Annotated in this window: 13 protein-coding genes; 1 reads left to right on the top strand and 12 read right to left on the bottom strand. The window is 43.8% G+C overall.

Features of this window, described 5'->3' with window-relative positions; translation table 11 throughout:
* Positions 1–172 precede the first annotated feature (172 nt).
* From ACTSEZ_RS14780 to ACTSEZ_RS14735, 10 genes are all read right to left on the bottom strand, one after another.
* Positions 173–691, bottom strand: a complete 519-nt coding sequence (locus ACTSEZ_RS14780) for a YvcA-related protein (RefSeq protein WP_369734956.1) — start codon at positions 689–691, stop codon at positions 173–175.
* Positions 692–724: 33 nt separating this feature from the next.
* Complete coding sequence (locus ACTSEZ_RS14775) at positions 725–1,369, bottom strand: YvcA-related protein (protein ID WP_369734955.1); 645 nt, start codon at positions 1,367–1,369, stop codon at positions 725–727.
* Positions 1,370–1,403: 34 nt separating this feature from the next.
* Positions 1,404–1,991 (bottom strand): YvcA-related protein, encoded by a 588-nt coding sequence (locus ACTSEZ_RS14770; protein WP_369734954.1) that lies wholly within the window; start codon positions 1,989–1,991, stop codon positions 1,404–1,406.
* Between the two features lie 85 nt (positions 1,992–2,076).
* A complete protein-coding gene (locus ACTSEZ_RS14765; RefSeq protein ID WP_369734953.1) occupies positions 2,077–2,742 on the bottom strand; it encodes a YvcA-related protein in 666 nt (221 codons plus the stop codon).
* 43 nt (positions 2,743–2,785) lie between these two features.
* On the bottom strand, positions 2,786–3,127 hold the full coding sequence (locus ACTSEZ_RS14760) for a YvcA-related protein (protein ID WP_369734951.1): 342 nt from the start codon (positions 3,125–3,127) through the stop codon (positions 2,786–2,788).
* Positions 3,093–3,428 (bottom strand): YvcA-related protein, encoded by a 336-nt coding sequence (locus ACTSEZ_RS14755; protein WP_369734950.1) that lies wholly within the window; start codon positions 3,426–3,428, stop codon positions 3,093–3,095. The genes ACTSEZ_RS14760 and ACTSEZ_RS14755 overlap by 35 nt, the downstream gene beginning before the upstream one ends.
* A gap of 36 nt (positions 3,429–3,464) precedes the next feature.
* Positions 3,465–4,067, bottom strand: coding sequence for a YvcA-related protein (locus tag ACTSEZ_RS14750; RefSeq protein WP_369734949.1), 603 nt, complete (start codon positions 4,065–4,067; stop codon positions 3,465–3,467).
* Positions 4,068–4,218: 151 nt separating this feature from the next.
* Positions 4,219–5,379, bottom strand: coding sequence for a TerD domain-containing protein (locus tag ACTSEZ_RS14745; protein WP_369734948.1), 1,161 nt, complete (start codon positions 5,377–5,379; stop codon positions 4,219–4,221).
* A gap of 11 nt (positions 5,380–5,390) precedes the next feature.
* On the bottom strand, positions 5,391–6,674 hold the full coding sequence (locus ACTSEZ_RS14740; protein WP_369734947.1) for a Zn-dependent hydrolase: 1,284 nt from the start codon (positions 6,672–6,674) through the stop codon (positions 5,391–5,393).
* Positions 6,675–6,692: 18 nt separating this feature from the next.
* Positions 6,693–8,228, bottom strand: coding sequence for an AbgT family transporter (locus ACTSEZ_RS14735; protein ID WP_369734946.1), 1,536 nt, complete (start codon positions 8,226–8,228; stop codon positions 6,693–6,695).
* A gap of 206 nt (positions 8,229–8,434) precedes the next feature.
* Between ACTSEZ_RS14735 and ACTSEZ_RS14730 the strand changes: the two genes are divergently transcribed.
* Positions 8,435–9,901 carry an alpha-amylase gene (locus ACTSEZ_RS14730; RefSeq protein WP_369734945.1) on the top strand — a complete coding sequence of 489 codons (1,467 nt, stop codon included), beginning with the start codon at positions 8,435–8,437 and terminating at the stop codon, positions 9,899–9,901.
* A gap of 187 nt (positions 9,902–10,088) precedes the next feature.
* Here the strand turns inward: ACTSEZ_RS14730 and ACTSEZ_RS14725 are convergent, their stop codons facing one another.
* Both ACTSEZ_RS14725 and ACTSEZ_RS14720 read right to left on the bottom strand, forming a co-directional pair.
* On the bottom strand, positions 10,089–12,305 hold the full coding sequence (locus ACTSEZ_RS14725) for a sensor histidine kinase (RefSeq protein WP_369734944.1): 2,217 nt from the start codon (positions 12,303–12,305) through the stop codon (positions 10,089–10,091).
* Positions 12,283–12,975, bottom strand: coding sequence for a response regulator transcription factor (locus ACTSEZ_RS14720; RefSeq protein ID WP_282033599.1), 693 nt, complete (start codon positions 12,973–12,975; stop codon positions 12,283–12,285). The genes ACTSEZ_RS14725 and ACTSEZ_RS14720 overlap by 23 nt, the downstream gene beginning before the upstream one ends.
* Positions 12,976–13,133: the final 158 nt, after the last annotated feature.

Here is a 13,133-nt window from a genome sequence, read left to right as displayed (position 1 = left end):
ATGGCCCCTGTCAGAAGAATAAGGCTGCTTCACTTTAATGAATGAAAGCAACAGATTCCATTAAGTCTAAGGTATTCATTTTTTCTTTGGTTACATCAACCCCGCATGTCATTTCTGTTTTTAAACAGCTGACAGCGTTTGTGAAGCTTACAGCCTGATCACTGTCAGCCGATTATGCATATCCGAAGATTTCGTAGAACGCTGTCTCACCATATTTGGACTTGCCGGTTTTTTCAGCGTAATAAATGGTTTTGTCAGGGAGTTCTTCTTTGAGGTATTCGCCGCTGTAATTCACGCTGTCAGAAATCAAAGATAAATTTGCTTCAATTTCAGCTGTAACGGGCTGATTTTCGTAGGTCAAAAACATTGAAAACGTCGTATTTTCATCTTTGTCGTCAGCACCGAAGAGCATATTTTCAAAATGGTTTTCATCTATTTCATAAAACGCCTGACTTAAAGTAGCATTTTCGGGAAAATTCATTGTAAAACCACCCGTTTTTGATTTGAATAAATAGGATCCTTTTTGTGGTTTAGTGTCGGGATCAATAAAACTACTGGTAAACTCATCCCTTATTGCATCACTTTCTTGCCGGGGTTTTTGTGCTGTTTCAACGCTTTTGCGGTCTTCTCCTGATTGACATCCGCCTGTAATCACCAGCAGAATCAGGCATAGGAATATGGCTCTAATCAAAATAACGGCTCCTGTCAGTAATGAATCTGCTTATCATTTAAACTCTATTGATTCCGCAATTCTTTTTATTTTTTCTTTTTCTCCTGGACCGGGTAATTCGCACGAAGTTCCTTTATCTAAACACCTGCTGTGGTAATTAAGGCTTACTGCTTTATCAGATACATCAGAATTTATATAGGCTACGTATGAATAATAACCATCTTCTCCATTTCGTTTTTCTCCAAAGTATATTGTCTTTTCACCGCTTGTGTATTCTTTGTAGTCTCCTCCATAACCTGACACATCTGAAAGGATTCCAAGATTTATTTGAATATCATCTGTATCTGAACTGTCTTCAAAATTTACCGTCATAAAGTATGAAATGTTCTCTTTATCTACCTTTTCACTGTAGCTTAGAGCCTCATATGAACTTTTAATCTGTTCATAATCCATAGTAGAGATCTCTGCGTTGACCGGGAACAGCATCGTATACCCCTTGGTTTTTGACTCAAAGGTGTAAAATCCATCTTCTGCTTCCTCCGTTGACTTCATAAATTCTCTAGTAAACTCATCTTTGAACGCTCTAGTTTCAGGTAAAGAATTCTGATTTACTCTGCCGCTTCCCTGTTCGCTATTCATTCCGCAGCCGCCTGTTACAGCTAGTAAAACAAGAATGTACACCTGTAAGATTCTCTTCAAAATGTTTGCTCCTGTCATGATAATATGTGATCACTTACTCAACAAACTCAATAGAATCAAGAATCTTATTGATCCGTTCTTCTGTTTTATTAGTCATTAGCTCACAGCTTTTTTCTTCAACACTGCAGTTACTCATATAAGTGAAGCGAATAGCTTTATTAGAAGCAGTGGATTTTACATAAGCCAAAAGGTAATAATAATCTTTATTTTTAGGACCATCATCTGAAAGGTAGATAACTTTATCTCCTTTTTCTATTTTCTTATATTCTCCTTCATAATCAGTACCGCTGGAGAGCAACTTTAATTTCGTATCAATTTCATCTGTGATTTCATTATCTTCGTAGTTCAACTTTATATAATATGAAATTTTCTCATCGACTAATTTGTCCCCAAAAGATAAACTCTCCAAATTATCTTGCTCTGCCGAATAGTTACCTATTGATACAGTAGCATCCCGGGGGAACAAGATTGTGTATCCCTTCGTCTTTGACTCAAACGTATAATATCCTTCTTCTGTTTCTTTGGTTGATTTCATAAATTCTCTAGTAAACTCATTTTGAAAAGCTTCTGTCTCAGGCATTGAAGCCTGATTTACTTTGCCGTTACCCTTTTCATTACTCATTCCGCAGCCGCCTGTAAATACAAGCATGCAAATCAATAAAAGCTGAATGTTTATTCTCAAAATGTTAACCCCTGTCGAGTTGATCTTAGAACTGAATCGACTTCATCATCAGCAGTGCTCTTTCCTCTTCAACTTGCTCATTAATCTCGCATGGTTTATTTGCTTTTCTGCATGTCGTCTCATAAAAGAAGTGAAGTCCTTCTTGATCCTTTTGCGAATGAATATAGGCTAAATAACCGTAGAACTTCACCTTCTTGTTTGTTTCATTATGGGTGAGTTCTTCGTTGCCCTTACCATAATAAATAACGTTGTCCCCAGCTCTGATTTCTTTAAATTCCGACTCGTATCCAGTGTGCTCAGTCAGTAATTCAAGGTTAAATTCAATATCTCTGGTGGAGGGTTTATCTTCATATGTAACCGTGAAATATCTTGATAGATTTTCCTCATCAACACTTTCACCAAAATTAAATGTTTCAAAATAATCATCTTGATAATCATGGGCTGCAGATGAGATCGTTGCATCTACAGGAAACAGCATTGTGTATCCTTTTGTCTTTGACACAAACGTGTAGTACCCTTCTTCTGCCTCATCAGGAGACTTGATAAAGTCACGTGTAAAGTCGTCCTTAAATGCCTCTGTTTCAGGGATCGACTCTGGATTCGTTTTTTCACTTTCTGAACCACTACTGATTCCGCATCCGCCTGCAAAAACAAATAAAGGAATGATGAACAGCATTGTTGTTTTTCTCATCACAATAAGGCTCCTGTCAAAAAATAGTGAGCGGATCTGCATGTCAGTTAAACTCTACTGACTCTACGATTCTTTTTATTTTTTCTTGTTCTTCTGAACCGGGTAATTCACAGGAATTTCCGCCGTCTAAACAGTTACTGTTGTAAGTAAGGCTTACTGCTTTATTAGAACCATCAGATTTTATATAGGCTATATATGAATAATACCCTTCTTCTTCATTTCGTTCTTCTCCAAAGTATATTGTCTTTTCACCGCTTGTGTATTCTTTGTAGTCTCCTTCATAGCCTGACACATCTGAGAGGATTCCAAGATTTATTTGAATATCATCTGTATCTGAACTGTCTTCAAAATTAGCCGTCATAAAGTAATGAAATGTCCTCTTCATCTACGTCCTCGCTATAGCTTAGAGCCTCATATGAAGTTTTAATCTGTTCATAATCCATAGTCGAGATTATCGCATTTACTGGAAACAGCATTGTATACCCCTTGGTTTTTGACTCAAAGGTGTAAAATCCATCTACTGTTTCTTCAGTTGACTTCATGAATTCTCGTGTAAATTCATTTTTGAATGCCTCTGTTTCAGGGATGTATTCCTGTTTTTCAGCTTTGCCAGCAGAATCCGTCCCGCAGCCGGCTGTCAAAGTTAGCATAATGGCCAAGTTCAGTTTTATAAACTTTTTAATCATAGATTCTCCTGCCAGAAGCCGGTTGGACTGTACATTTCAATTGAACTGAATGGAATGCACAATGTTCGTCAGCCTCCGATTTAATTCATTAGAATTTACACTACATTCTGTTTCTCCGTTTGAACAGCTGCTGTCAAACGTTAAGCGGATTATTTGGTCTGTGTCTTTCGCTTTTATTACGGCTATATAATAAAAAAGACCTTTTTGTTCATTATTTTCTCTGGCAGAATAGACTATATTATTATTGAATTCTTCTCTTTTAAAATCTCCTTTGTAGCCGGAGGTAATGGTCAGCTGTTCCTGATGTACATCAATGTCATTTATGTTTGGAGCCTTTTCATACGTTAGTTTTATATAATAAGAGGTATTCTGATTTTTCATTTTCTCTCCAAGACTTAATGTCTCGTATTTGTCTTCATGAGATTCGAAATCACTTTCAGATACTATCGCATGTTCCGGAAACAGCATCGTATATCCATTCGTCTTTGACTTAAATGTGTAGTACCCGTCTTCCGTTCCCCCACCTTCCTTTATAAATTCCCGCGTAAATTCATCCTTAAAAGCTTCTGTATCAGGCACTTTCTCCTCTGAGCATCCCGCAGCAAACAAAATAAACAATATAATATAGAAATAACGCATGATAGTCTCCTGTATTATAATTTCCTTAATTTACAATTTACACCTACCAATTCCCCAGTGGCGGGTGTGATGAAACTCCTTTATTATCTCTTTTTTCCAGAAATGAGAAAATCCCGCATTGTTCCTAAAATGCGGGATGGGACTTTCTTCTTTAGTTTCGTTTGAATTCGATCGGGCCTTCGTCCATTTTGAAGGTGCCGTCCGCATAAAGCATGGGGGACCGTTCGGATCCGCTTTTTGAATAGGTTTCAACGTGGCTGACGCTCATGCTGGCAGGATCCGTGAAGTCCAGGTGGGCAATGGCGACCCAGTAGGAGAACCAGTTTTTGCGAAAGAGAGGGGCTGTGACGACCTGGCCCTGGTGGTTGTCGACGACTGCCCGCGCTTTCATGGATTTGAAGCTGCCGAAGCCGTTTGAGATGGCGCTGTATGCGGCAAAAAGGGCGTAGCGCAGCTCTTCAGGTTTATGAATGATAATCGTTTCGCTGCCCGCCAGTTTTGAATCGCCGTCAAGCGTGATGAAAGGTGCCTGGTTCGCCTTGCCGAGTTCCTTATAGTAGACTTTTCCGGACTCACCGTTTTTCAAGACGTAAAAGCAGTAGAGGTCAAGGTCTTTTTTGCTGTCCCATTTGAGGACAGTTGTGACTCTGGCTGATTTTTTGATGGAAACGGTCTGCTTTTTTTCAAGATTGATCTTAAGGGGCTGGACGGGTTCGGGCTCTTTAGCAGGCGGTTCCTCTATGGCGGCTGCTGCTTCTTCCTGCGGCTCGTCTTTTACCTCAATGCCGAAGTTTGCGCACAATCCTTCCAGGCCATTGTGAAAGCCGCTGCCAATGGCGCTGAATTTCCACTCTCCGTTATGAGCATAAAGCTCACCTGCCACAATGGCCGTTTCAAGCGAAAGCTCCTCTCCGCATTCAAATCGGATAAGCTCGGCACCGGAGGCGTCTGCAACCTGAAGATAGATGCCGCTCACATCCTTGAAATGATGGCCGCGTTCAGCCCCCTCGTGAATGGTCAGTGTAAACGCGATTTTCCGGACATCATCTGGGAGGGAGGAGAGGGAGATTTTCACTTCTTCCTGACTTCCTCCGCTTCCTGCAGAGTGCTCCACTGCTCCGTTTCGGCTGAGCTGCTGTCCGTAAAAAATAAAATCCTCATCTTGTCCGCATGTGCCGTTTTCCCCCAGCAGAAAAGCTGCTCCGTCAATTTCCATGTCCGGATTTGCTGATCGAAAGCCCAGCCTGACCGTCAGACGGTCAATCTGTTTTCCTTTCGTGACATCCGCTTTTTGTCCCCTTTGTACAAGCACGTTTTCTCCTCCTATTTATCTGCAAGCTGTAAAAGGGATTCTTTTACTGTCTGCACCCCTTTTATACAGTCCGGCAGAGAGGTCCACTCTTCAGGAGAGTGGCTTTTTCCGTTTTGGCTCGGCACAAAAATCATACCGGACGGAACGTATTTTCCAAGTGTCATTGCATCATGCCCTGCACCGCTCGGCAGTGAGAGCGTAGAAAGGCCGCTTTTTTCTGCCGCTTGCCGGATGATGTCCTGAATGTCATCCGGGACAATGACCGGCGCAATGGAAATGCCGTCTCTGATTTCAACTGTCAAACCGCGGGATTCTGCAATGGTCTGTGCGGCTTCCTTCATTGATTGTATCACAGCATCCCGGGCCTCACGGTCGATATCCCTTACATCTGCCACTGCTTCTGTCCGGCCGGAAATCACGTTCGTGCCGTTTGGAAAAACGTTCAGTTTGCCGACTGTCGCAACAGCCGTTTCGCTGAATCTGCGAGGGATTTTTTCAACAGCCAGAATGAATTCGGCTGCTGCGGCTACTGTATCTTTCCGGAACTCCATCGGCGTGTTCCCTGCGTGGTCCGTTTCGCCGATAAACGTGAAGGATGTCCAGGAAGGACCGGCAATGCCGCTTACAACGCCGATGTCCTTCCCTTCTGATTCAAGCCGTTTTCCCTGCTCGATGTGAAGCTCAAGGAAGGCATAGATTTGTTTAGGATTTCTGACGTCCCCTGCTATCCTTTCAGGCTGATGGCCGTTCCGGATCATTTCATCATATAAAGAGTGACCCTGTTCATCGTGAAAGGTTTTGTAATCCTCAGGGCCTGCTTCTCCCATCATCGTCCTGCTGCCGAATATGCCATTTTTAAACCTGGCTCCTTCTTCATCCACAAAAACCGCGAGTTCAATGGAGCGCTTAAGTCTGCCGTTTTTTGCAATGGCCTTCATGGCAAGCAGGCTGCTCAGGCAGCCGAGCGGACCGTCAAACGCACCTCCGTTCGGCACGCTGTCGAGGTGAGAGCCTGTCATCACAACGGGAAGCTCAGGCGATGTTCCGCGAAGGGTGCCGAACAGGTTGCCCACAGCATCCTCCCTAACCTCAAGGTCCGCTTCCTCCATCCAGGATCGAAACAGCGCCTTTGCTTTGTTTTCTTCATCTGTATAAGGAAATCTTGTGACACCGCCCTCTGGCGTTTTTCCTATTTCAAAAAGGGCTGACAGTTTTTCTGCAAGCTCCAGAGGATCAATTCCTTCATAATAAGGGGTCTGATCCAGTTCCTTCAGCAGTCGTTCTTTTGAAAACATGCGCTCAGCTCCTATTGTTTATTTTAAAAAGATATCAGCACCCGGCCCGAGCGGAATGCCGAGGTAGTACCAGGCGATAAAGAACAGGATCCATGCAATACCGAAAAAGATCGTGTACGGAAGCATCACGGAGATAAGGGATCCGAGACCCATGTTTTTATCAAACTTTTTGGCACCTGCAAGAAGGATGGCAAAGTAGGCAAACATCGGCGTGATCGGGTTTGTGATGCTGTCCCCGATCCGGTAGGCCACTTGTGTAAAGGCGGGGTCATATCCAAGAAGCATGAACATCGGAACAAAGACAGGTCCGACGATTGCCCATTTAGCTGAAGCACTAGCGATAAACAGGTTCAGCGTTCCGCAAAAGAGAATAAATCCAATCAGCAGCGGCAGTCCGGTAAGTCCGAGGCCTTTAAGAACATCAGCTCCCGATATGGCCATGATGATTCCGAGGTTGCTCCAGTTGAAATAGGCAATAAACTGGGCCGCGAAAAAGGCAATCGCCATGTACATGCCCATTGTGCCGAGCGATTTGGCGATTTCCTGTGCAATGTCCTTATCCGACTGGATGGATTTCGTGGCTATTCCATAGGCAAGAGCCGGGAACAGGAAGAGACCCATGATGATCGGAACAAGGGAATTCATAAACGGTGATATAATGACCGCACCGTTTTCTCCTCTCAGCCAGCCGTTTTCAGGAACGATGGTGACGGCAACAAGCAGCAGGAAAATAAGTGTCGCAGCACCCGCATAGCGGAGCCCTTTCGCTTCCTCAGGGGACAGCTTGTCCATCGGCATGCGGGGCCCCTTATATTCAGGCAGCCGCGGTTCAACAATTTTTTCTGTGACCCAGATGGCGAGCGGCACAAAAAACACACACGAACCCGCGAGGAAGTACCAGTTCATCGCAGGATTTGTCTGAAAGTCAGGGTCTACAATCTCTGCGGCAGACTGTGTGAAGCCTGCAAGGAGGGCATCAAGCATATTCACAATTAAATTTGCACTGAATCCTCCCGCGACAGAGGCATAGGCAACGACCATACCAGCTATCGGATGCCTGCCGACACTCATGAACACTAGCGCAGCGATCGGAGGCAGCATGATAAATCCTGCATCCCCTGCCATATTGGCAAGAAGACCTGCAAATACGATTGAAAACGTAATAATCCCCTTTGGCGCTCCGAGAACGAGCTTTCGGAGAAGAGCTGAAATCAGTCCGACACCTTCTGCAAGCCCAACCCCAATCATGGTCACGAGCACAAGACCAAGCGGCGGGAATTCCGCGAAATTTTTCACCATATTCGTCATGATTTTCTGGAAGCCTTCCTTGGTAAGAAGACTGACAGCCTCAACCGTTTCCTTCGTGGCAGGATTCACTGCCTTTACACCCAGTACAGCTGCAAGATGTGAGGCGAGAATGACAATCACCGCAAACAAAATAAACAAGGTGACCGGATCGGGAAGCTTGTTCCCTGCTTTTTCCACTCCGTCCAGCATCCGGTTAAAGATGCCGCGGTTCTTTCTGTTTTCTACTGATGATGTAGCTGGTTCCATAGACATCCTCCTGAATACTGAAAATTTTAATATTTCTTATTATAAAGTTTTCTTTTGCATACGCAACCTTGAAAAGCATTTACGGAAGCGCTTAATCGCAGCTCCCCCAACGGAGCATATTCTTTTTGAAAAATTCTGCTTCATTTTCAAAAATATAGGGTAGAAAGTAGGATAACAGATACAACACAAGAAAAGGGGAATTTGGGATGGAACAGAATCACACGATGATGCAGTTTTTTGAATGGCATGTCAGACCGACCGGAACGCATTGGAACAGACTGAAAGAGCTTGCGCCTGAGCTGAAGGATAGGGGCATTGACTCGGTATGGATTCCGCCTGTAACAAAGGGGCAGTCCGGGGATGATGTCGGATACGGCGTCTATGATCTGTATGACCTCGGCGAGTTTAATCAAAAGGGCAGCGTCCGTACAAAATACGGCCTGAAAAAAGAACTGATCGCCGCCATTGAAGCGTGCCATAATGTCGGCATTAATGTATATGTAGACCTCGTCATGAACCACAAAGCCGGTGCTGATGAGACCGAGCTGTTTAAAGCCATTGAAGTGGACAGGGAAAACCGGACCGAGGAACTGTCTAAGCCTAAAAATATTGAAGGCTGGACGAAATTCACCTTCCCTGGAAGAAAAGGAAAATATTCTGATTTCGAGTGGAACTTCGAGCACTTCAACGGGACAGATTATGATGCAAAGAATGATAAAATCGGTGTATTCAAAATCGTCGGCGACAACAAAGACTGGAATGACAATGTCGACAGCGAGTTTGGAAACTATGACTATCTGATGTTTGCAAACCTTGATTATGACAATCAGGCCGTACAGGATGAGATGATCTCTTGGGGCAAGTGGCTGGCGGATACACTGAACTGCAACGGCTACAGACTCGATGCAATTAAGCACATCAACCATGAATTTGTTCACCGGTTCGCAGAGGAATTGTATGAAGACCGCGGCGATGACTTCTTTTTTGTCGGGGAGTTCTGGAAATCAGACTTAAAAGCATGCCAGGATTTCCTTGATAAAATCAATTACAATATGAGTCTTTTTGATGTGTCTCTTCATTACAAGCTGCATGAAGCTTCAAAGTCAGGGAAGGATTTTGACCTTTCAACAATCTTTGAGGATACGCTTGTAGGATCACACCCGGAGCATGCGGTCACATTTGTTGATAATCATGATTCACAGCCGGATGAAGCACTCGAGTCATGGGTGGAGGACTGGTTCAAACAGAGTGCCTACGCGCTGATTCTGCTGCGTGAGCACGGTTACCCGTGCGTATTTTACGGCGATTACTACGGAATAGACGGCGATAACCCTATAGACGGCAAACGGGAAGCCATTGATCCGCTCCTTTACGTAAGGCAGACAAGAGCCTACGGCGAGCAGGAGGATTACTTCGATCATCCGAACACCATCGGCTGGGTCAGACGCGGTGTAGATGAATTTGAGCGTTCCGGCTGTGCGGTCGTCATTTCAAACGGAGATGACGGCGAAAAACGCATGTGCGTCGGTGAACACCATGCGGGCGAGGTTTGGGTCGACATGACCGGCACGCGCGAAGAGCACATTACCATTGAAGACGACGGCTTTGCGGTATTCCCTGTGAATGGCCAGAGTGTATCCGTCTGGGCTCGACCGGAAGAAGATGTAGAATAAATATGAAAACAGCCGGTCTCACTTGAGACCGGCTGTTTTTTGGAAGTTATTTGGAAAATTTCAAGTAAATCTGTATGCACTTCAAGTAATATGCCTTGTTTTTCATGTAATACTGGTTCTTTTTCAAGTAAGAAGGGGATTTTTCAAGTAAATGTATCTCTGCGGCCCAACTGAGCAGATTTTCGTGCTAAACCGCGTCCAAAATCATTGTTACCTTGAAAAGATCGCCATCAACATCAATTTCAAGCTGGCCTCCATGCAAATCGACAATTGATTTGGCAATCGTCAGGCCCAGGCCCGATCCTTCTGTATGACGTGATGAATCTCCGCGCTTAAACCGTTCAAACAATTCATCGGTATTCTCGCTCAGTTCGTATTTCGTCACATTCTTAAAAGAGATGACCGCCTGGCTGCCTGACTGCTTCATGGTAATATAAACGCGCGTGTTTTCCATAGAGTATTTCAGAATATTTCCAATCAGATTTTCAAATACTCTCCACATCTTCTGCCCATCGACTACCGCATAAACCGGTTCATCCGGATACGTTACCCGAAAATGCAGCCCTGATTCACCGATCGCTTCGTTGTACTCTGCAAGCGCCTGCTGAAGCAACTGGGAAACGTCCACCTTCTGCTTGATGAGCTCGATGCTGCCGCTTGCCATCTTTGAAGCTTCAAATAAGTCCTCAATCAAAATCTTCAGGCGTTGGGACTTGCGGTCAATGATTTCTATATAGGAGGCTCTTTCATCCTCGGTTAAAGCAGGATTTTTCAAAAGATCGGTGTAGCTGATAATCGAAGTGAGCGGTGTTCTGAGATCATGGCTTACATTAGTAATCAGCTCCGTTTTCAGACGCTCGCTTTTCACCTGCTTTTGCTGCGATGTTTTCACGCCGTGCTTTAAAGCATTCATATTTGACGCAAGTGCAGCGAGCGCCGACTTCCCTTTTACAGGCAGGTCTGTTTCCAGGTTACCGAGCATAATCTCATTTGAGTTTGCAACAATCTGATTAAAATAGCCGATCCGCTTAAACATAAACAGGACAGCCGGAATGCCGATCAGGATGAAAGCAGGAACGTAAATGAGCACAAAGGCAGGCTCATAAAGAACGGCAACGACGCCGATACCAAACCCAAATACAATGCCAAGCAGAATAACCAGCTGAATTCCAACTTTTTGAATGAGAAAAGCATCTGCAATCGCTTTTGACATCCTGTAAAGAAGAGTCGTTTTCCATTCTTTTTTCAGATTTCCTTCGATTCTAACTTGGTGGACAAGAAGGAAGGATTGAATGATCAAAGCAGAGATGAAGCATGCTCCTAAAACCAGAAAGATAAAGGAATAGAGCCATTCGTATCCATAGCGGAACGGATAGTAGTCGATTACTCCAAACAGGGAAATTAAGCTCCCGATAAGCGCAATTCCGGCAAGCAAAAATCTGACATCCAGCGGCAAGCGGTTATACCTGTCAGACCAGACGCTTTTCAGAATCGGATCAAACAGACGGCGTCTCTTTAAAAGGAGGACACTGATCATCAGTGCCAGCACTCCGCTTATAGAGTGTGCATAGTAGATCGTCTGTGATTTTTGAAAATCACGAAGTTCAATCATGGTTACACTGTCTGACGGTGCGTTTTTAGGCAGGGCAATCTGGCCGGTAAATTTTTTCTCCTGCAGGCCGTCAAATAAATTCATTACTTCTCCGCTGCCGAAATAGTTGAAACCATCAGTCGAATAAATATATCCTCTCGCTCCCGAATAGTTCTCAACATGATACATGTCTTTTTTAGTTAAGAATGCTTTTGGATCATCCTTGGCGGATAATGGCAGGTTCGTGTAAATCTCTTCTGAATCTATACTTTTTAAATAATAGAAAAATTCCTTTTTAGTTGCTTCAAATTCCGGTTTAGGATCTTTATAGATTTCTTCAAAAAACCGGTCAATTTCTTTCTGTTTTTCCGCCAGAATCTTTTCCCTGACATGCTCATCATCTTTGAAATTCATGGTGATATCCGCAATCTTTTTATTCTTTTCTTCCGTCAGGACTTTTTCCACCTCGGTGTTGCCGTTTTCCTTGGCGGCTGAAATATCCGCATCATACTGTCCTTCAATATTCATCATCTGCTCGCTTAAACTTCCGTATCTGTAGCGGTGTTCATCGATTTCTTCCGCAGAAACGGTGACGTTCTTTTTTGCTTCTTCTTTTGTCAGACCGTTCAGTTCATATAAGCTTAAAAGATTCGCAAAGTAGTTTACCCGTTCCTGATATTCAACAGATTGAAAATAGTTCTTGAATAAGTATCTGTCTCCGTTTCCTATAGCGGAAAACACACCGCTGATTCCGTAGGTCAGCACCATCATTACCAGAATGAATGCCATACTATTTTTCCATTTTGTACCCAATTCCCCATACCACCTTTAAATATCTAGGATTTTTAGGATCAATCTCAATCTTCTCCCTGATTTTGCGGATATGGACAGCAACCGTTTTTTCGGCGTTGTAGCCCGGCTCATTCCATACGCGCTCATAAATTTCATTAATGGAGAACACGCGCCCCGCATTCAGCATCAGCAGCTCGACAATGCTGTATTCAATGCGGGTCAGCTTGACGTTCTCGCCGTTTACAGTGACTTCTTTAGCTGATTGATCAAGGGTCAGTCCGTTCAAATCAACGGTCTTCTGTGCACCTTCATAAGTGCCGAGTGTCACAAAGCGGCGCAGCTGGGATTTGACTCTCGCAATCAGCTCCATCGGGTTGAACGGCTTTGTCACATAATCATCCGCTCCGACCTGCAGGCCGAGAATTTTATCGGTATCTTCGCTTTTTGCACTTAAAATGATGATCGGTATGTTCTTTTTCTCACGGATTTTAAAGGTTGTGGAAATGCCGTCAAGCCGGGGCATCATGATGTCCAGCAAGATAAGATGAATCTGGTGCTCGTTCAGTTTTTCAAGGGCTTCGACGCCGTCTTTCGCCTTGATGACGGTTATGTTTTCATTTTTAAGGTAGATTTCTATCGCATCGCGGATTTCTTTTTCATCATCTACGACCAGTACGTTGTAATTTGTCATTTTTTCTCACGCTCCTTTCAAAAGTATAGCTAAACCGGGTGAATAACTATAGTGTAATTGGAAATTCTTAATAGGCAGTCGTTGTAATGATTAAGAATTTCTTAAGAATCTTGCTGTTTTGTATAAAGTAGTCCGGTTTCTGCTCTACACGTTCCTTT

It is taken from the genome of Metabacillus mesotrionivorans (assembly GCF_052171315.1).
Lineage (GTDB): Bacteria > Bacillota > Bacilli > Bacillales > Bacillaceae > Bacillus_P.
The sequence above is the reverse complement of the archived record's forward strand: the minus strand, read 5'-3'. Positions and strand labels throughout refer to the sequence as shown.

Excerpts from the sequence above, each read along its gene's own strand:
- ACTSEZ_RS14770 (WP_369734954.1), bottom strand. The coding sequence starts at position 1,991 with ATGAGTAATGAAAAGGGTAACGGCAAAGTAAATCAGGCTTCAATGCCT.
- ACTSEZ_RS14765 (WP_369734953.1), bottom strand. The coding sequence starts at position 2,742 with ATGAGAAAAACAACAATGCTGTTCATCATTCCTTTATTTGTTTTTGCA.
- ACTSEZ_RS14760 (WP_369734951.1), bottom strand. The coding sequence starts at position 3,127 with ATGAAGAGGACATTTCATTACTTTATGACGGCTAATTTTGAAGACAGT.
- ACTSEZ_RS14755 (WP_369734950.1), bottom strand. The coding sequence starts at position 3,428 with ATGATTAAAAAGTTTATAAAACTGAACTTGGCCATTATGCTAACTTTG.
- ACTSEZ_RS14750 (WP_369734949.1), bottom strand. The coding sequence starts at position 4,067 with ATGCGTTATTTCTATATTATATTGTTTATTTTGTTTGCTGCGGGATGC.
- ACTSEZ_RS14740 (WP_369734947.1), bottom strand. The coding sequence starts at position 6,674 with ATGTTTTCAAAAGAACGACTGCTGAAGGAACTGGATCAGACCCCTTAT.
- ACTSEZ_RS14735 (WP_369734946.1), bottom strand. The coding sequence starts at position 8,228 with ATGGAACCAGCTACATCATCAGTAGAAAACAGAAAGAACCGCGGCATC.
- ACTSEZ_RS14730 (WP_369734945.1), top strand. The coding sequence starts at position 8,435 with ATGGAACAGAATCACACGATGATGCAGTTTTTTGAATGGCATGTCAGA.
- ACTSEZ_RS14720 (WP_282033599.1), bottom strand. The coding sequence starts at position 12,975 with ATGACAAATTACAACGTACTGGTCGTAGATGATGAAAAAGAAATCCGC.